Raw genomic sequence first — 17,693 nt, 5'->3', positions numbered from 1 at the left:
TTGATAAATAAATGGAAAAATATCGTATCAATCCAAGCAAAGGAATGGAGTTCGGCCTGTACACATTAGGGGATCACATACCAAATCCGTTAACTGGGGAGCGAATTTCTACCCAACAGCGTATTGAGGAAATTATTGAATTGGCCAAGCTGGCTGAAGATGCCGGTATCGACCTCTTTAGTGTGGGTGAAAGTCATCAGGAGTATTTCACAACACAGGCGCACTCCGTTGTTTTATCGGCACTTGCACAGGCGACAGAAAAAATAAAGCTATCCAGTTCATCGACGATTATAAGTACGTTGGACCCGGTCCGCGTATATGAGGATTTTGCGACGATTGATCTGATTTCGAAGGGACGAACGGAAATTATTGCCGGTCGTGCATCAAGAGTTGGTAACTTTGATTTATTAGGCTATAGTCTTCGTGATTATGAAGAATTGTATGAAGAAAAGTTTGACCTGTTGTTGAAGATTAATGAAGAGGAAGTTGTTAATTGGGAAGGGCAATTCCGGGCTCCTTTAAAAAATGCAAGGGTTCTTCCGCGTCCGCTTAACGGATCCATGCCGATTTGGCGTGCGGTTGGTGGGCCGCCTGCGAGTGCGATTAAGGCGGGTTATGCAGGTGTTCCGATGTTTCTGGCTACTTTGGGTGGACCAGCTACCAGTTTCAAACGATCCATCGATGCTTACCGTCAGGCAGCACAAATTAATGGCCATGATCCTTCAGAACTCCCGATTGCCACTGCTGGTTTCTTCTATGCAGCGGAAACAACACAGCAGGCGCAGAGAGAGGTATACCCTCATGTCAATCAGGGAATGCAGCTAATTAACGGACAAGGCTATCCGAAACAGCACTTTGCACAAGGAGCAGACACACGGGATGTTATGAATATCGGCAGTCCACAACAAATCATTGAAAAAATGCTATATCAGCATGAACTTTTTGGCCATCAGCGTTATATCGCGCAAATGGATTTTGGTGGTGTGCCATTTGATCAATTAAAGAAAAATATTGAATTAATTGGAACTGAAATCTTACCAGCCATAAAAAAATATACGGCAAAAAACTAGGAGGCACAGAACATGAAAATTGTCGGTTTATCCGGTTCAAAAGTCGGTTCTAAAACCAGTACGGCTATGGACTATACAATGAAAGCAGCAGCCGAAAAGTATCCCGATGCTGAACTCACGTTTATTGATTTAGCGGAATACGATGTGCAGTTTAGTGACGGGCGGGATTACCGGGAATATAAAGGTGATACAAAATATATCGCAGAAACTGTCATGGCGGCAGATGCCATTATTATCGGGACGCCCATCTTCCAGGCGTCCATACCCGCGACATTGAAAAATATATTTGATTTACTGCCTGTTAACGCATTTCGTGATAAGGTTGTCAGCATGCTTGTAACAGCAGGTTCACCAAAGCACTACCTCATCGTAGAACAACAAGTAAAACCTATTTTGGGTTATATGAAGGCACAAATTGTTCAGACGTATGTATTTATCGAAGAAAAGGATTTTTATCGGAAAGAGATTACAAATGATGATGTGTTATTTCGAATTGACCGTTTGGTTGAAGATACAGTCATGTTAACGGAAACCTATTCGAGCATACGTGAAGCGAAAGAAGCACAATATAATTTTTAGAATTCAGTAATTGTACCCGATTCAGGGTAAAGAGGAGGAGAAAATGGTATTAATAAGTATTAAAGGAATTTTAGGATTAGGGTTTATAATGTTTGGATTGTTGAAATTTGGTTCTGAACAAATGGTCGAAGGATTTAAACATTATGGTTATACACCAGGGTTTCGAATTTTTACAGGCTGTATAGAAATTGTCGCAGCAGTATTATTAATTGCAGGTATTTGGAACGAGACATCTGCAGTTATTGGTAGTTTCCTTGTTGTAGCAACAATGATTGGAGCAATTTTTACACACATGAAAGTAAAAGACCAATTAAAAGATATGATGATACCACTTATTTTATTAGTACTTGGTGTGATTGTACTGGTTTTAAGTTTAATATCGGTACTTGACTAAACTAAGAAGACAAGACCTTATACATGAATAATGATTAAATCCAAAAACAATAACGTTGTGTCTTTTAAAAAAGATAGTCATCAAGCGGGCCACTATCTGGAATGATAGGGGCCCTTTTGTTACGATGCCAGTATTTTTTCAAGATGTTTAACAGTGGGGGTCAGGTTGACGAGAAAATAAGTTTCCCGCAGTCTGCGTGCCGGGTTGCTGACATTCATATAACCTGCACCGCCGCTGTGAATCATACTTGCATTTGCGGCTTTCAAAGTCAGATAGGTCATGTCGAGACGAAACTGGACCAATGGCTGCCATTCGAGCTCACCGGTATTTGATTCAATGTACTGAAAGATGTTTTGCCGCTGGGTCATTAGCTCATTCTCCAGCTCATCTGCTTGAACCGGTAAATAGTGGTTGCACCCTGCCTGCTTGTTGCGGGCCTTTTGTATTGATTGAATGGATGCGTCAGTGACGCCCAGTCCCAGGGGTATTTGATACATCAAAAATATGGGACGGATTTGTTCAATAAAAGTATCCGCATCTTCAGAAATGACCCACTCATCGGGGATGAAGCAGTCATTGAAGCGGCAGGCGTATGTCGCACTTCCGTTTATTCCCATATAATTGTTTTTTGCCTTTAACGAAAGCCCATCGGCATCGCATGAGATGAATAGCATCACGCGCCGTCCGTTTTCTGCTTCAGCCACTGCGCCGAACCAGTGTCCCTCAGCAAGGTTGGATACAGAAGGAAGGGCGCCGGAAAGAATGTATCCTCCTTCTGTTCGTTCTGCTTTTAAATGCAGTCTTTCTACTTCGGCATAAAACTTCATCGGATTGGAGAGTCCGGTGCCGGCAAGAACTGTACCATCCTCCAATTTCGGAAGGATTTCCTCAGTTAAATATTGATTATGACTGTAACGCACGTACGTTAATGCGGCCAGGTGGCACCACAGTACAAACCCGGTGGTCATACATACTTTTGAAACTTCCTCGAGCAATTGGAATTCGCGGAGAGAGACGTCTTTCTCCTCCAGTGAATCGGATGCGTAATAGCCTTTAATTCCAAGAGAAGAAAGGAAGTCTTTCGGATAATAATGCTCAGCATCAATCTTTCTGACAAGCGGTTTCAGTTCCTCTTGAAGATAGAGCGGCAACGCCTCAATTTCTGTAGCTGTATTTTCCTTTATCATCAAGAAATCTCTCTCCTTCCAATTGGGATAATTTCCCATTACTTATCGTTTGAAATTTCTGTAATGGAATCGATAGGTGTTTTAACTGCTTCCCGTGCTCTTTTGACGGCATCTTCATCCGGTGCGTCATAGAAACAAAGACATTTGGACATATCTTCACATACATATGTCCGCTCAAATGATACTTCGGGAACTTCTGCATAATGAACCGAGTTTTTCTTTTTGCGCGCCAAGTAATCATCCATCGTCAAATCTTCCGGCAAATTCCACTGAACGAGATAATTTACTTTATCGGATTGCTTTTTCACTTCTTCCAGATCTTTTCCGACAATACGGACAGCTTTAATCAAATCGACATTGACGCCATTTTCTTTTAATGTATCTGCCAGCGCTGACTCTTCCTTTTCGCTTTCAAAAATCAGGAAAGAGCGGGATGAATCTTTGGCAGCCTGAACTTCAATAAGGTTTATGCCATCTTTTCCGACTGTTTCTTTTACCTCACTGACTTTTGTCTCCAGCGCATTTTTATCCGTAATCTCACCATCAAAAGTCGTTTCAACTAAATACAATCCCATTATGAGACCTCCTTCATGATATTAGGTTTGCATATAATTCCGATTGGGTTAATCAGAATTTATTTATAAGTTATCATATTATACTAAGTTCAAAAAATCAACCTTAAAATTGAAAATATGTTATAATTTTTTTAAAATATTTTATGCCCAAAGGAGACAGATTGATTATGAAAGCTAATTATAATCTGCCATGCAATATTGCGCAGACATTGAATATCGTCGGGGACAGATGGACATTGCTGATTCTCCATGAAATCCTGATGGGTGCCTCGACTTTTAATGAAATCAAAAAAGGACTGGATGGTATTTCTTCCAATTTATTATCGGACCGGTTGAAATACCTGGCAGACAGTGGATTAGTTATCAATTCTCTGTACTCAGACCATCCGCCGAGATATCAGTATTCATTGACGGAGAGCGGCCGTGATTTGGAACCTGTCTTTCATTCATTGTTGATCTGGGGACGGAACCATCTGGAGAAATGCTACAAAAAATTAGTCCATGATACTTGCCGGCATGAAGTGGAAATAGCATATTATTGCTCCCACTGCGAAGAAAACGTATCGGAAGATGAACTCCTTGTCTTGCCTTACGGTGAGAAGGAAGAAGTGTCATTGTAAAGGCTGTCTTGGAAATGGATTGGCATCGAATGCTAAAAACACTCAAAATGGTGTACGCAGCCATCTTGAGTGTTTTTGCCATCTTTAATTTGCTCCTCCCCATTGTTTTGAGACCCATTTTTCAAATAAATGGATCAGTTTATCCAGAAGGAGTCCCAGTATGCCGATAAAGACAATTCCTGCAAGAACCAAGTGAAGGTCGAGCGCATTTCTGGAGTCGATGATTAAATAACCGAGTCCGGATTGGGCACCGACCATCTCACCGGCCACCAGAAAAATCCACGCCGTTCCGATTGCAATGTGCAGCCCATTAACAATATTGGGGAACGCGGCGGGGAGGATGATTTTGTACATTAACTGAGGCTGTTTGATCTCCAGGTTCTGCGCCACTTTTAAATACGTGTCATCAATCTTTTTCACAGCCGACACTGTAGTCAGAAGAACGGGGAAGAAAGCGGCTATGAAAATAATGACAATTGCAGGCATACTGCCGATTCCGAACCATAGGACGATAAATGGTGTCCAGGCAATCGGCGCGACTGGACGAAGCACCTGGACGATCGGATCGATGATTTCCCATAAGCGTCCGGTACGGCCGAAAATCATGCCCAAGACAACACCTGACAAAACAGCGGCTAAGTACCCGACAGTAAATCGCATCAGACTCACTTGCATATGTTCAAATATAACACCGGTTTCAATCAAGGTAAGAATCCCCTCGCCAACGCTCAAAGGAGAGGGGAGAAGCGCTTCGGGATAATCCCGATGATGATAACCAGCTGCCATACTGAAAGGACAATCAAAAAGGCAATGATAATGTTCGTCAGTTTATAGAGTGTCGTGTTATTTTTCATAAGTATTTATCGCCTCGTCTATCAGTGAATTGTTGACAAAATTTTCATATGACGGCGGGCCATCTGACAGCCCCATTTCTATTAAACTGTCCCTCAGGACCTCATAGTCTTCCTTAGTAACCTTGAGATCATCATATGAAATCCACCCCAGGGAAAGTTTCAATGCTTCATCGTTTACGTCTAAATATTTCTTATGAATGGAATGGGTATGCTCATCATCTTTTCCTGCTTCTTTTCCGGCTGCAACATAGCCGTTCATAAATTTTTGGGAAATCTCAGGGTGGTTCTGGATAAGTCCATTACGTAATACGAGAGCACAGCAAAGGGACCCCGGCCATAATTCCTCGGACTGATACAGCACTTTTCCCTGATCCATCGTCACACCAAGCGCCCCAAAAGGCTCAGCTACCACATAGCTTGAAATCTGACCGGTTGCAAGTGCGGAAGGCATCTCAGGCGGTGGCATTTCCACCATATGTACATCATCATAGCTCATGCCGCCCTTCTCCAACATTCGCGCCATCAGAATATTGTGGGAAGACAGAGTGTGCGGGATGGCAACACTCGTGCCGGCCATATCCTCCACTTGGTTCACTTCAGGAGAAACAATGGCGGCATTGCCGTCTTTATGACCTAAAGCGACTGCTTTCAAATCGATTCCTTTTTCTCTTGATTTCATGGCAAGTTCAATCAAGGCGGAGGCACCATCAATCCGCCCGGTATTTAACGCGTCCATTAAGTCAATCCATGTTCCGAATTTCACCAGCTCCAACTCCACATCACCCAGGTATTTCTCGGCAATTTCTTTTTCAAAATAGACGGGAGCGGCATGAGTTATTGGGAGATAGCCAATCTTTAAGGTTTTCTTTTGCTGCGCATGGCTATCAGCACCGCAGGCGGATAGTAACAGCAGTGAAGCGATTAATAGAATAGCGGCAGGCTTTTGGCATCGTTTCATTGTTGTCCTCCTTTTCTTCGGGCGTTCATCCTGTATGTAATGGTTATTAACCCGCGGCTGACTGTTCATTCTTTTCAGTCTGCATGATGCAGGTTACAAAGGTGTTGTATCTTTGGCTTTACTCAGCTTATATTTGAAAGTCAGGCTGTTGGTGTGACTGGGTAAATTGAAATTCTTCAAAGATAAGCCGCCGATAGTAATGAAAATCGTCATGACTCCGGTCCCGGGGCTTTGCGGGATCAATCTTTAAGCTTTTACTGATACGACCCGGATGAGGTTTCATGATCAGAACGCGGTCCGATAAGTAGACAGCCTCATCAATGTCATGGGTAACAAGGACAATTGTAGTCTCTTCTTTTTCCTGAAGACGAAGGAGTTCATCTTGGAGATAATACCGGTTAAACGTGTCAAGTGCTGCAAAAGGTTCATCCATGAGAATGAGCTCCGGCTTCATGGCGAGAGCTCTTGCGATAGCGACCCGCTGCTTCATGCCACCCGATAATTCTTCAGGGAATTGGCCGGTGCTTGTTTCCAGTCCTACCAATCGCAAATAGGACATCGCGCGTTCATGCCTTTCATTTGGCGATAAACCGAGTGGTTCAAGGCCGAGTTCAACATTCTTCAAAACGGAACGCCAAGGCAGGAGGCCGTATTCCTGAAACAACATGACGCAGTGTCTTCCGGGTTTCCGAACCATTTTGCCATCCAGTGAAACCTGGCCGCCAGTAGGTTTTTCAAAGCCGCCGATTAAGTTGAGAATGGTACTCTTGCCGCAGCCGCTCTCTCCTAAAAGAGAAACAAATTCCCCTTTTTTCACGTTAAAGGAAATATCTGCCAGTACATGATTGGTTTTTCCGGCTGTTTCAAAGCGTTTGTCCACTTGTTGTAATGCCACCAGTGGCTGGCTATTGGTCGTCAAAGCACTTCCTCCTTGAAAATCAGTATTAAAGATTATAATTCAAATAAGTTTAGTCGGAATTATTGTAAGTGATTTTAATATACTTAGTTCAAAAAATCAATCTTTTTTTCTGGATTTATAGATTAGGTAACGATCGGTAGGTAAAAATATTATATGCATGCAGTTGCTGAAGTTTGATTATCTGAATGATGTTGCCGGGACTATACAATAGTTGATGTTAACTGAGGCTTGAATTGTGTGAGGATAGTTATCCAAACAGAAAGCTTGTTTATCACCGTCTGAGGAGGGAAAATGAATAGTAGGCTTAAATATTCGCTAAGGAGGAAACACAATGGCTGATATTTTCTATCAAAAGAGTCATGCGCAGCACTTGAATCAACTGAAAGAGCTCGCGCCTGACCAGACAAAAGCTTTTTCAGACTTTAATGAAGGTGTGTTCAAGGATGGTGCACTAACCACGAAAGATAAAGAAATCATTGCGGTTTCGGTTGCTCATGTAACCCAATGCCCGTACTGTATTGATAGCCATACGAAAAACGCCAAAAAGGAAGGCGCTTCACTCGAGGAACTGGTGGAAGCTGTGATGGTGACATCGGCAGTAGAAGCAGGCGGTGCAGTAACACATGGCACGAATATGCATAATGCACTGTCAGAGGATGCAGATGACACACTGTATGAACGTTCGAACCTGAAGAACCTCAATCAACTGGGCAAAAATGCTAAAGACGCATTCCAGGGCTATTCCAAATTTAATGATGCGGCTATGAAAGAAGGAAAACTGAGTAAAAAATTTAAGGAAATTGTAGCGGTTGCTATTGGACATGCAACGCTTTGCCCTTATTGCATCGATGTCCATACCAAAAATGCGAATCAGCAGGGAGCGACTGAAGAGGAATTATCCGAAGCGGTATTGGTCGCTTCTGCACTGCTTGCCGGCGGATCATATGCACATATGGCGAATATGATCAACAGTTATGGCGAGGCCTAACATAGGAATGTGGAATCGATAAATTCGGAGAGCGCTATATCATGGAAAGGGTGGAGGATATTGAAAAAGATTCTTGTTGCAGGAGCTAACGGTCAAATTGGAAAGCACTTGGTTACATTTATTCAGAAGAGTGACAACATGGAAGCAAAGGCAATGATTCGCAGCAAGGAACAAGCCTCCTTTTTTGAAGAGCTTGGCGCAGAAACTGTTGTGGCAGATTTGGAGGAAAGTGTCGATTCGATTGCCAAAGCTGCTGAAGATATTGATGCGGTTGTATTCACGGCAGGTTCCGGCGGCCATACAGGCAAGGACAAAACCGTTATGGTCGACTTAGACGGTGCCGTCAAAACAATCGAAGCAACTAAATCAGCCGGTGTGAAACGGTTTGTCATGATCAGTTCATTTGATACCACACGTGAAGCCATTTTGGAAGCTAATGCATCATTTGCGCCGTATGTTGCGGCAAAACATTATGCCGATGAATGGCTTAAGAGAGCCGACCTGGATTATACGATTATCCATCCCGGATTACTGACGAATGATGAAGGAACCGGGCAAGTTAACTTAGCGCCCAAGGTTGAAAGGGATGAGATACCAAGAGAGGATATCGCACGTGTCATCCTGGCCAGCCTGGAAAATGATAAAACCATTGGAAAAGAGTTTCAAGTGGTCGGTGGAACGAAATCTATTAAGGAAGCGGTAGAGTCAATCTGATCTTAAAAAGAACTGAAAAAGGCTGCTCCATCTGCTGGAAGCAAAGCGGATGAGCAGCCTTTATAATTAATATTTAATCAAAATTCCTCATAAACAGCAGGATCCTGGTCATTCATGCGGCCATCGGGACGTGTCAATTTGTCCAGTTCCGCCATATCGTCATTATCTAAATTAAAATCAAAGATCGACAGGTTTTCCAGCTGGCGTTTTGGTGATGCCGATTTTGGAATGGGCACGGAACCAAGCTGATAATGCCAGCGCAGGATAATTTGTGAAGCAGTCTTATTATGTTTCTCAGCAATTTGTATAATCGCATCGTTAGTCAAAACGTCATTCGTACGGGCTAAAGGGCTCCAAGATTCAGTGGCAACCCCGTTTGCTTCATGCCACTGGCGTTGCTCTTTCTGATTAAAGAACGGATGCAGTTCGACCTGATTGATGCTCGGCAATACACCTGTTTCTTTTTCGAGGCGTTCCATGTGCTCCGGCAAAAAGTTCGAAACACCGATGGAGCGGATCAGGCCCCATTTCTTGGCATCAATTAAAGCCTGCCAAGCTTCAACATAGTAATCCTGTATAGGGTTCGGCCAGTGGATTAGATACAGATCATAATAGTCCAACTCAGCCCGGTAGAGTGATTCTTGAATTGCTTTTACCGCTTTGTCATAGGTATGATAGCGGCCGGGCAGTTTTGATGCAATGCGCAATTCTTCGCGGGGTACGGATGTCCGCTTCAGTGCTGTGCCGACGGTCCCCTCATTCTCATAATTGTACGCCGAGTCGATGAGACGGTATCCATTATCGATGGCACTCGCAATGGCTGCCGCGCCCTCATTCCCCCATAGTTTGTACGTTCCAAAGCCAATCGCCGGTATATGTATACCGTCATTTAGTGTGATTTCTGGTATTTCTCGGGTCATATTTTCACTCCTTCATTTGGTTTAATTATATGCTATCATACTTCAAGTTAATAATTTTTCACGTTGCTCATTATTTGAATACGATGGCTACCTCACTTCAAACCTTTAACGAGGCTCAAATTTTGATGCATCAGGATTGCCGTTAATTTCAGGTGCGCCGAATGGTAATCTTCCAATTCAATCCCGATTCGATGTGATAGGCTTTCGCAAATGATCCCTGGTTAATCGCAACCCCCAGCTTATTAAGGGAATTGACGTAGATAAGCGGCTCACCCAAATGACTGTCTGCAAAAGAATGCCCAAATGTCATGATATTTTTATAAACCTGTCGGGTATTGTTGGCAATCGTCACTTCAAATGAATCACCGTATTTAAAATTAGCTTCCTTGAATAAATCGTGTTCTATATTAGTCCAGAGATTGCCAAAACGAACATCATGAATATCGATATTGCCATGGATTGTGCCATTTTCATCACGGTACGGCTGGTTTTGATCAATTTCAGCAATATCATCAACTTTTAACGCACGGCCAACTTCCTGAAAACGAATCTTGCCTGCAGCTAATCTTGCTCCTGTGTACGCATAAACATCGCGGCCATGGAATGTATAAGACTCACCTGATTGAGGCAGCCGATTGACATTCTCATCAATTTCCCGAATGGCAGTGATGCCCATGTTTTGTTTAACGTGCGTCAATGTACCGTTGTCGGGCGTAACAATATACTTATTCTCTTTTGTTTTAGCAACGACACTTAAACGATCGGTTCCGACACCCGGGTCAACAACAGAAACAAATACCGTCTCTTTAGGCCAATAGGAAACAGTTTGATATAGCCGGTAAGACCCTTCCCAAATATTGAACTGCGGTATACCGTGTGTCAAGTCGAATATTCTTAAGTCCGGAGCAACCGATAGGGCTACACCGTACATCGCACTAACAGCACCGTCGCTTAAGCCAAAATCTGATTGAAGTACTAATTTATTGTTCATGATAAAACCTCCATTTAGCTTCTTTGTTGAAAAAATTGGTACTCTCGGGCTCATGGGATAACCAAATAGTTTTTGAAAATCAAAAAAACCACATCCATGCCGAATATAAAATTCGGTAAGGACGTGGTTTAATATACGTGGTACCACCTTACTTCACTGGATGTTTGCACATACAGCCTCAATAAGTACGCAAGCATTCTTGTCGCTTTCAATACTTTGGCATTGATAACGAGTGCCAAAACTCGTCGGAACCTACTCATATCTTAAAAGATACTTTCAGCACGAAACTCGGAGGCCATTTTTCAGATACGTATTTTTTGCTTCTTTTCAGCTACCGAAGCTCTCTGTGAAAAAACAGCAATATCCTACTTACCCTCTTCACCGTTTTTAAATAAGTTAGCAGTTAAAGTTTGTTAAAGTATAAACCAATCAATTTTAATATTCAAGTCCTGCCCGGTGAAATGATTCGCTCCGGTGCAGCAAGCTGGTATAATAATCATTTGGATGATCGTGTTTCAAAGGAGCAGGTATTATCGGAAGTTCTGGATCATTTTGCTGGAGCTAGCGGGATCGTAAACAAGAATCTTGATAGGCTTTCTGTATCGGAGTGCGATTGTTTAAGAATGAAAAGACATAAAAGAAACAGCTCAGTTAAATGTGAACTGAGCTGTCTGATATTAAACGGTATGATACAAATTCTGATTTACTTTTTCATGAATGTCTTCAATTGTCGTATCTAGTACAATCGATAATTCTTTAAACAAAATGTTCTGGATGCTGGCTAAAAGTTTGTTGTCTTGTTCAAAAAACTTTTTTCCTTCCGCCTCGAGCGCATCTTTTTTCCGCATGAGGGTATTGGCTATTTTGGCAATTTCCACCCGGTTTCCAGTATCAACGGTATTCTTATATTGTCGAATTCGGGAATGGCTATTGTCAATCCAGTCAATTCCGTTCGATTGAAATGATGTCAGGATTATTTCTGCTTCACTTTTCCTAATCAGATTTTGTATTTTGATTTTACTGTTGTCTGCAGGGGTGTTAATTGTTAATTGGTGATTATCTTCAATCGGACGAAGCACGTAGTATTTTTTTACTGAACCGTTCAGGTTTTTATCAGAGATGTCGTCCACACGGCATATGCCATGTCCCGAATAGATAATTAGATCGCCAATATCATGCATGCTGATGCCTCCCTTTAGCCACTTTTGTAAACTTAGTTGACTATTTCTAGTATATACCTTATCTTATAAATTGTCAACTTAATTGACAATGGCGAACGAATCGTATATATTTACAACCAATAATAGAAAGATTAAGTAGGTGAACGCTGATTTGGATAATCTAAATTTAATCAAATTAATCAGTGAACGGCATTTTCAGCTTCGGGATTTATCGGAGAGTCTTTGGAATGAACAATGGGATATCCATATGGCTAACTCGGAGTGGCTTATTTTGGCGGGGGTTTATCAGAAAGGCGAAACACCTATTTCATGGGTGACAAAACAGGTCAATATTACCCGGCAGGCCACGCATAAATTCATTAAACGCCTCAAGGAAAAAGGATTAGTCCAGGTTACAGAGCTGAAAGATAATAAAAAAGAAAAATCAATCAAGATAACCGATCTTGGCAAGAAATGTTATGAACAAAATGAATCGCTGGAGATCTGGCTTGAACAGCAAATTGCTGATAAAATTGGTGCTGAAAAAGTGAATGAGCTGAAGAGACTATTGAAATCTGAATGGGGATTAAAGGATGAAAATTCTTTGAAAACATAACCAAACAAGGGGAGGCGAGGCATTCAAATGGAGAATGTTTATCTGGTAGAAGGGGCACGAACAGCTTTTGGCAGATTCGGAGGGTCATTCAAGAATACCACAGATATTGAATTAGGTGTTCATGCAGCACAAGGAGCACTGGAGAAAAGTGGAATGTCAGCTGAGGAAATGGATGAATTGACCTTTGGCAATGTCATTCATACCAATACATCTTCATCGTATCTGGCACGTCACATTGCGCTGAAAACCGGTATGAAGGAAAGTTCCACTGCACTGACGGTCAATCGCTTATGCGGATCCGGGCTTCAGGCCATTGTGTCAAGCGCTCAAAATATTATGCTGAACCATGCCCATACTGCGCTGGCAGGCGGAACAGAAAACATGAGTCAATCCCCGCATGTGTTAAGAGGAACGCGCTTTGGCTCGCCCAACAAAGCACCAAAAGTTGATGATATGCTCTGGGAAACACTGACGGACAGGTATGTTGGAGCCGGGATGGGGATGACGGCTGAGAACTTAGCGGATAAATATCATATTTCCAGAGAAGAACAAGATGCGTTTGCCGTTCAGTCACATGTCAAAGCACAACAAGCCATTGAGTCGGGCCGATTTGCCGAAGAAATTGTACCAGTCACAGTAAAAGCAAAGAAACAGGAAGTTGCCGTTGATGAAGATGAACATGTCCGAGAGGATTTAAAGATGGAAGACCTGTCAAAATTGCCGGCAGCTTTTAAGGAAGATGGCACTGTAACGGCCGGCAATGCCAGTGGTATCAATGACGGCTCTGCAGCAGTGGTCCTCGCTTCCGAATCGTATGTTAAACAAGCAAACGTCAAACCGTTGGCACGAATTGTTTCATGGGGAATTGCAGGGGTCGACCCGAATATTATGGGAATCGGGCCTGTTCCTTCGATGAAAACAGCTTTAAAAAATGCCGGTCTGTCATTAAATGATATGGGGTTAATCGAATTGAACGAAGCATTTGCTGCTCAATCGCTCGCTGTATTAAAAGAGCTTGATATTAACCCTGAAATCGTGAATGTCAATGGCGGTGCAGTGGCGCTGGGGCATCCCGTTGGCACAAGCGGCAGCCGTATCACGTATTCTTTGGCGACAGAAATGAAAAAACGCAACACAAAATATGGCTTAGCGACTTTATGTATAGGCGGCGGACAGGGCATCGCGATGATATTGAAAAATACCGCTGGCTGAGGTAACGGGCTCCGTAGCCTGTCGCAAAAATTAAAAATGTAAACAAAAATGAAATGAGGATTATGAAATAAGTAAAAAATAGTGAAAAGGTGATTAAAATGGAGGTAAAATTTCCAATTGGGAAGTTAGAAGTTCCTAACAAAGTAACATTAGAAAATATTCAAGAATGGCTGAAGGAAATCGAAACTTACACGAGCCGATTAAGAGAAACTGTTGATTCATTAAACGATGAAGAATTAAGCAGAACCTACCGTGATGGCAGCTGGACAGTTCGCGAGCTTGTTCATCACATTGCAGATTCTCAGCTGAACATGTTTCAGCGTTTGAAGTTGGCTTTAACAGATGAAAACCCAACAGTACCAGCTTTCGATCAAGAAAAGTGGGCAGTTCAACCGGATACAAAACTTCCTGTAGAAAGTTCCATTAAACTGCTTGAAGGTATAAATGAACGCATCGTATCTTTAGGATATAGTTTAACTGAAAAGCAACTAAATCGAGCTTTTATTCACCGGGAAAACGGTGAAATAACAGTTGCAACAAAAGTTGCGAAATTAGCTTGGCACGAAGAGCACCACTTAGCCCATATAAAAATTGCATTATCAAAATAATACAATATGGCAACATCAGCTCGAGAAGCGAAATATCGACCCGAGCAGCAGGAACATCAGCCCTAGAATCAAAAATCAATCAGTTTTCACAGAAGGTTGCCATTTTGTGAAACTTGTTTGGAGAGAAAATCGTATTTAACGTATAATCAAAAAGGGAGAGGGTCCTGCATGAAACGCATTACCAAAAAACGATTCAAGGCATACCTGATTGATGCGGCAATCTCAGCTACGGTTACATATGCGGTTGAATGTTTTGTGAGAAAAAAAGTGAAGAATGAAGCGGTTCATGCGCTGGTGACGCCGACTGCAGTCATGTGGACGCTGGAATGGGCGCAATTGCGCAGGAGTGGTCAAACGCTTGGGTTTAAACAGCAAAGGCTTGTGCTGGAAGATGAAACGGGTCAAGAGCCATCGTCTGAGCAAATTTTCAAACGGATGGCGTACCGTGATACAATAGGCGGCTTCAGCTACCTGAAAGACCCGAAAGGCTTCTCTGAAGATGAAGGAGCGATCATGGCACAAGACCGTTATGCCGGCACGAAAGTAAGAGAAGATTAAGGCAGATAAAAGCACGCGACTATCGTCAGTATTAGTTGCGTGTTTTTATCTTTCATGGGGTACTGAATACCACTGCTTGTGAGGAGAGAAGTGAGATGAAGATAGAGCATGCAGCAATCTGGGTTAAAGATATAGAAGCGATGAAGACGTTTTATGTAAGGTATTTTAATGGAACAGCAAATAAAAAGTATCATAATAAAGAAAAGGCGTTCCAATCATATTTTCTAACGTTTGACGGAGGTGCGCGGCTGGAAATTATGAGTCAGTCAGACAAAGATAAGCCCGATCAGGACGACCGGGTCGGCTGGGCGCATATTGCGATGTCTCTGGGTAGCATCGAGTCAGTCGATCAGAAAACAGCTCAATTACAACAGGATGGATACCGGCTTGTTAATGGTCCCCGAGTCACCGGAGACGGCTATCATGAAAGCGTGATAGAAGATCCAGAGGGCAATCTGTTGGAATTGACGGTGTAATGAATGATGTAAGTTGAAATAAAAACCGAACGTCTATGGATAAGCATAATTTTACATATTCAAACAGATTAAAGTCTGAAAAATGAGTCAGATACAAGTAAAGAGCAGATGAATATGATATAATAGATATTTCGTAATAGTGCGCAGAAAGAAGGCGGGTTGAAATGGCTCAAGGCTTCAGATGGTTTGTTTATATTATCGGGATATTGATTTTCAGTCTGGGAATCACCATTACGGTTAATATGCAGCATCTGGGGATTCACCCTTGGGATGTACTGAACGTGGCTTTATTTGATATCGTCGGGTTGTCAATCGGTTCCTGGGCGATTATTATTTCCTTTGTGCTGATTATCATATCGTGGATTCTTGATAAATCATACATTAAAATCGGCACATTTCTGAACGCTGTGCTGATTGGCGTGTTTGTCGATATGTACATGTGGCTCGATTTTCTCCCTGAAGCAATGAACAGCTGGTTGGACGTTGCCATTATTATTGCCGGTATTATTGTGATGGGACTGGGCGGAGGCATTTATAATTCGGCTGGTGTCGGTTCGGGACCGCGTGACGGATTTATGTTATCGATTTCTGATAAAACCGGCGCTTCAATCGGTAAAGTTCGCATCATTGTTGAAAGCGGCATTTTGGTAATCGGGCTGATATTGGGCGGACCGGTATTCATCTTCACGTTTATTTTTACATTTATCCAAAGCCCGATTTTTGAATATACCTATCTGAAAATGCGAAAATTTGTTGAATGGGTGTCCCGGCCGCGAATGGAACGCTACAGCTCAGACTCCGGTCATATCGGCTAGGAGTCTTGCTGTTTTTCACGGACGTCAAGAACGGTCGTGTATGTTACAATAATTAAAAAAGGTCAGGTGAAATAATGTATGCGCACAAATCCGCTTCATATTTATACAAGCAGTCAAAAACCGGTTGAATTGCACGCTGAACGTGTAGCACTGTATCTTGGCTCGGGGATCATAGAAGCCTTTAGCAAACATAACGAGACGTATTATCTGTTTTTTTACAAACACGAATTCCTCACGGCCGCCAAAGCAAAAAAGCTGAAACGCCATTCATTCATCGCATCTGCTTTCAAGCAGGGGATGGTATTTAACGCTCCGCACCCGTTTATCGATGAACTGCTGGCTTCCCGTCAACCGCACCGCATCACACGCTTCGATCCGCTTCTTAAAAAGCTTGATAAACAACACACTCCTCATGAAAAAGCATTTATCCTGACATTTTTTGAATCATTCATTTCAAAAAAACGATTATTTAACGAAATCAAATCCATCTTTTACAGTTATCGCCGGAATGGGCAGAATTTTTTAGCCTACAAGATTGTCCGCGTATTGATGGACTTTGCCCCGGATCACAGTTTGGTCAAAGAACTATCCAATGATTGGAATTACAGGCAATACGCGAAATTGTATCATGATCAGTCTGAAAACGTATTAGATCAGGATTTAATTTTTGCTGAAAAAGTGTTTTATGATGGCAAGCGAGGGGACGATTATTTCCAGCGGCTAACTGCGCTCTTGAACGACCAATCACGATGGATGGAAATGATCGCTTTATATGGGGAAAGATTTATTGATAATCCCTCAGATGGCAACTACGCCTTCCTGAAAGGCCAGCTGGACCAGAAGTTGGATGATGAACACATGATGAATTTCCTCGGAGCCCTTTATGAACAACAGCCACGTTACGCCCCGCTCAACCATGATCTTCTGCAAGTATACGTTGACATGAATAACATTGACGATGTACTAAATATATATGTTAATAACGGGGTAAATGTACCTGTTCAGGATACTGAGTCAATGCGGAAAATGCTTGAACAATTGGACCTGAATTCCCGTTCATTTTCTCCTGAAAAACTAAAAAGCCTGTTTGAATTAACCATTTCTTTAGATGCGAAAGTCGCAGAGCAACTTATTCATAATTACGCTGCAGTGCTTCTCGAAACATACAATCCGTCTGAAATTAAAGAAATGCTGAACCCTCTTATAGAGTATCGGGCGGTTCATCCTGTTTATCAGAAAATGGATGCTCTCATAAAATTCAATGATGATCTGGATCGGATGCAGCAGCTTGGTGAATTGTATTATGAATTCAGGCAGTATGATGAGGCAATCGATTGCTTCAGCTGGGAGACAGAACTGAAACCTGATGAACCGGAACCGCTGAAATGGCTGGCGAAAATGTATCAAAAAATGGGTATGGAACAGGAATCGGAAGCCTATCGTCAATTGCTTGTCAATCAGCAGAAAAAAGCGTAACCT

At 42.4% G+C, this 17,693-nt stretch carries 20 protein-coding genes, 1 pseudogene and 1 other annotated feature; of the genes and pseudogenes, 13 read left to right on the top strand and 8 right to left on the bottom strand.

The annotated features are described in order from the left end of the window. The first annotated feature begins 11 nt into the window (after positions 1 to 11). The 3 genes from AOX59_RS10100 to AOX59_RS10090 are packed head-to-tail and all read left to right on the top strand — an operon-like array spanning position 12 to position 2,043. Entirely contained in the window at positions 12 to 1,070 is a 1,059-nt protein-coding gene (locus tag AOX59_RS10100) for an LLM class flavin-dependent oxidoreductase (RefSeq protein WP_068445240.1), read from the top strand. 12 nt (positions 1,071 to 1,082) lie between these two features. Beyond that, positions 1,083 to 1,649, top strand: coding sequence for an NADPH-dependent FMN reductase (locus AOX59_RS10095; protein WP_068445238.1), 567 nt, complete (start codon positions 1,083 to 1,085; stop codon positions 1,647 to 1,649). Between the two features lie 43 nt (positions 1,650 to 1,692). Next, complete coding sequence (locus tag AOX59_RS10090) at positions 1,693 to 2,043, top strand: DoxX family protein (RefSeq protein ID WP_068445235.1); 351 nt, start codon at positions 1,693 to 1,695, stop codon at positions 2,041 to 2,043. Between the two features lie 119 nt (positions 2,044 to 2,162). On the opposite strand, the gene AOX59_RS10085 is transcribed toward AOX59_RS10090, so the two are convergent. Then, positions 2,163 to 3,233, bottom strand: a complete 1,071-nt coding sequence (locus AOX59_RS10085; protein ID WP_068445233.1) for an acyl-CoA dehydrogenase family protein — start codon at positions 3,231 to 3,233, stop codon at positions 2,163 to 2,165. A 35-nt stretch (positions 3,234 to 3,268) separates the two neighbouring features. Beyond that, positions 3,269 to 3,805 carry a DUF4242 domain-containing protein gene (locus tag AOX59_RS10080; RefSeq protein WP_068445232.1) on the bottom strand — a complete coding sequence of 179 codons (537 nt, stop codon included), beginning with the start codon at positions 3,803 to 3,805 and terminating at the stop codon, positions 3,269 to 3,271. A 167-nt stretch (positions 3,806 to 3,972) separates the two neighbouring features. On the opposite strand from AOX59_RS10080, the gene AOX59_RS10075 reads away from it, so the two are divergent. Further along, entirely contained in the window at positions 3,973 to 4,425 is a 453-nt protein-coding gene (locus AOX59_RS10075; protein ID WP_068445230.1) for a winged helix-turn-helix transcriptional regulator, read from the top strand. Between the two features lie 84 nt (positions 4,426 to 4,509). Here the strand turns inward: AOX59_RS10075 and AOX59_RS10070 are convergent. The 3 genes and pseudogenes from AOX59_RS10070 to AOX59_RS10060 all read right to left on the bottom strand — a co-directional run bounded on the left by AOX59_RS10070 (position 4,510) and on the right by AOX59_RS10060 (position 7,156). Then, positions 4,510 to 5,279: pseudogene (locus AOX59_RS10070) on the bottom strand (ABC transporter permease). Further along, on the bottom strand, positions 5,269 to 6,237 hold the full coding sequence (locus AOX59_RS10065) for an ABC transporter substrate-binding protein (RefSeq protein ID WP_068445228.1): 969 nt from the start codon (positions 6,235 to 6,237) through the stop codon (positions 5,269 to 5,271). The pseudogene AOX59_RS10070 and the gene AOX59_RS10065 overlap by 11 nt, the downstream one beginning before the upstream one ends. 127 nt (positions 6,238 to 6,364) lie before the next feature. Then, a complete protein-coding gene (locus AOX59_RS10060; RefSeq protein ID WP_418000770.1) occupies positions 6,365 to 7,156 on the bottom strand; it encodes an ABC transporter ATP-binding protein in 792 nt (263 codons plus the stop codon). A 331-nt stretch (positions 7,157 to 7,487) separates the two neighbouring features. On the opposite strand from AOX59_RS10060, the gene AOX59_RS10055 reads away from it, so the two are divergent. Beyond that, a complete protein-coding gene (locus AOX59_RS10055) occupies positions 7,488 to 8,144 on the top strand; it encodes a carboxymuconolactone decarboxylase family protein (RefSeq protein WP_068445226.1) in 657 nt (218 codons plus the stop codon). 60 nt (positions 8,145 to 8,204) lie between these two features. Then, on the top strand, positions 8,205 to 8,858 hold the full coding sequence (locus tag AOX59_RS10050) for an SDR family oxidoreductase (RefSeq protein WP_068445225.1): 654 nt from the start codon (positions 8,205 to 8,207) through the stop codon (positions 8,856 to 8,858). Positions 8,859 to 8,935: 77 nt separating this feature from the next. Here the strand turns inward: AOX59_RS10050 and AOX59_RS10045 are convergent, their stop codons facing one another. From AOX59_RS10045 to AOX59_RS10035, 3 genes are all read right to left on the bottom strand, one after another. After that, a complete protein-coding gene (locus tag AOX59_RS10045; RefSeq protein WP_068445223.1) occupies positions 8,936 to 9,778 on the bottom strand; it encodes an aldo/keto reductase in 843 nt (280 codons plus the stop codon). Positions 9,779 to 9,926: 148 nt separating this feature from the next. Continuing rightward, a complete protein-coding gene (locus tag AOX59_RS10040; RefSeq protein ID WP_068445221.1) occupies positions 9,927 to 10,769 on the bottom strand; it encodes an SAM hydrolase/SAM-dependent halogenase family protein in 843 nt (280 codons plus the stop codon). A gap of 114 nt (positions 10,770 to 10,883) precedes the next feature. After that, positions 10,884 to 11,160 (bottom strand) — a binding site (T-box leader). Between the two features lie 286 nt (positions 11,161 to 11,446). Then, entirely contained in the window at positions 11,447 to 11,950 is a 504-nt protein-coding gene (locus AOX59_RS10035; protein WP_068445219.1) for a CarD family transcriptional regulator, read from the bottom strand. 151 nt (positions 11,951 to 12,101) lie between these two features. Between AOX59_RS10035 and AOX59_RS10030 the strand changes: the two genes are divergently transcribed. The 7 genes from AOX59_RS10030 to AOX59_RS10000 all read left to right on the top strand — a co-directional run bounded on the left by AOX59_RS10030 (position 12,102) and on the right by AOX59_RS10000 (position 17,690). Beyond that, positions 12,102 to 12,545 carry a MarR family winged helix-turn-helix transcriptional regulator gene (locus tag AOX59_RS10030; RefSeq protein WP_237049244.1) on the top strand — a complete coding sequence of 148 codons (444 nt, stop codon included), beginning with the start codon at positions 12,102 to 12,104 and terminating at the stop codon, positions 12,543 to 12,545. Positions 12,546 to 12,572: 27 nt separating this feature from the next. Continuing rightward, on the top strand, positions 12,573 to 13,757 hold the full coding sequence (locus AOX59_RS10025; protein ID WP_068445215.1) for a thiolase family protein: 1,185 nt from the start codon (positions 12,573 to 12,575) through the stop codon (positions 13,755 to 13,757). Positions 13,758 to 13,855: 98 nt separating this feature from the next. Further along, positions 13,856 to 14,365, top strand: coding sequence for a YfiT family bacillithiol transferase (locus AOX59_RS10020; protein WP_068445213.1), 510 nt, complete (start codon positions 13,856 to 13,858; stop codon positions 14,363 to 14,365). 168 nt (positions 14,366 to 14,533) lie between these two features. Beyond that, entirely contained in the window at positions 14,534 to 14,923 is a 390-nt protein-coding gene (locus AOX59_RS10015) for an RDD family protein (RefSeq protein ID WP_068445210.1), read from the top strand. A gap of 95 nt (positions 14,924 to 15,018) precedes the next feature. Continuing rightward, positions 15,019 to 15,399 (top strand): VOC family protein, encoded by a 381-nt coding sequence (locus AOX59_RS10010; protein WP_068445209.1) that lies wholly within the window; start codon positions 15,019 to 15,021, stop codon positions 15,397 to 15,399. Positions 15,400 to 15,563: 164 nt separating this feature from the next. Next, on the top strand, positions 15,564 to 16,214 hold the full coding sequence (locus tag AOX59_RS10005; RefSeq protein ID WP_068445207.1) for a YczE/YyaS/YitT family protein: 651 nt from the start codon (positions 15,564 to 15,566) through the stop codon (positions 16,212 to 16,214). Positions 16,215 to 16,292: 78 nt separating this feature from the next. Then, positions 16,293 to 17,690, top strand: coding sequence for a hypothetical protein (locus tag AOX59_RS10000; RefSeq protein WP_068445205.1), 1,398 nt, complete (start codon positions 16,293 to 16,295; stop codon positions 17,688 to 17,690). Positions 17,691 to 17,693 lie beyond the last annotated feature (3 nt).

The organism is Lentibacillus amyloliquefaciens (assembly GCF_001307805.1).
Taxonomy (GTDB): Bacteria; Bacillota; Bacilli; order Bacillales; family Amphibacillaceae; genus Lentibacillus; species Lentibacillus amyloliquefaciens.
Note: the sequence above shows the minus strand (reverse complement) of the source record. Positions and strands in the feature narration are given on the sequence as shown.

Coding starts and splice junctions, on each gene's coding strand:
- AOX59_RS10035 (WP_068445219.1), bottom strand. CDS start 11,950: ATGCATGATATTGGCGATCTAATTATCTATTCGGGACATGGCATATGC.
- AOX59_RS10000 (WP_068445205.1), top strand. CDS start 16,293: ATGCGCACAAATCCGCTTCATATTTATACAAGCAGTCAAAAACCGGTT.
- AOX59_RS10020 (WP_068445213.1), top strand. CDS start 13,856: ATGGAGGTAAAATTTCCAATTGGGAAGTTAGAAGTTCCTAACAAAGTA.
- AOX59_RS10040 (WP_068445221.1), bottom strand. CDS start 10,769: ATGAACAATAAATTAGTACTTCAATCAGATTTTGGCTTAAGCGACGGT.
- AOX59_RS10025 (WP_068445215.1), top strand. CDS start 12,573: ATGGAGAATGTTTATCTGGTAGAAGGGGCACGAACAGCTTTTGGCAGA.
- AOX59_RS10100 (WP_068445240.1), top strand. CDS start 12: ATGGAAAAATATCGTATCAATCCAAGCAAAGGAATGGAGTTCGGCCTG.
- AOX59_RS10015 (WP_068445210.1), top strand. CDS start 14,534: ATGAAACGCATTACCAAAAAACGATTCAAGGCATACCTGATTGATGCG.
- AOX59_RS10075 (WP_068445230.1), top strand. CDS start 3,973: ATGAAAGCTAATTATAATCTGCCATGCAATATTGCGCAGACATTGAAT.
- AOX59_RS10055 (WP_068445226.1), top strand. CDS start 7,488: ATGGCTGATATTTTCTATCAAAAGAGTCATGCGCAGCACTTGAATCAA.
- AOX59_RS10005 (WP_068445207.1), top strand. CDS start 15,564: ATGGCTCAAGGCTTCAGATGGTTTGTTTATATTATCGGGATATTGATT.
- AOX59_RS10010 (WP_068445209.1), top strand. CDS start 15,019: ATGAAGATAGAGCATGCAGCAATCTGGGTTAAAGATATAGAAGCGATG.
- AOX59_RS10065 (WP_068445228.1), bottom strand. CDS start 6,237: ATGAAACGATGCCAAAAGCCTGCCGCTATTCTATTAATCGCTTCACTG.
- AOX59_RS10090 (WP_068445235.1), top strand. CDS start 1,693: ATGGTATTAATAAGTATTAAAGGAATTTTAGGATTAGGGTTTATAATG.
- AOX59_RS10045 (WP_068445223.1), bottom strand. CDS start 9,778: ATGACCCGAGAAATACCAGAAATCACACTAAATGACGGTATACATATA.
- AOX59_RS10095 (WP_068445238.1), top strand. CDS start 1,083: ATGAAAATTGTCGGTTTATCCGGTTCAAAAGTCGGTTCTAAAACCAGT.
- AOX59_RS10080 (WP_068445232.1), bottom strand. CDS start 3,805: ATGGGATTGTATTTAGTTGAAACGACTTTTGATGGTGAGATTACGGAT.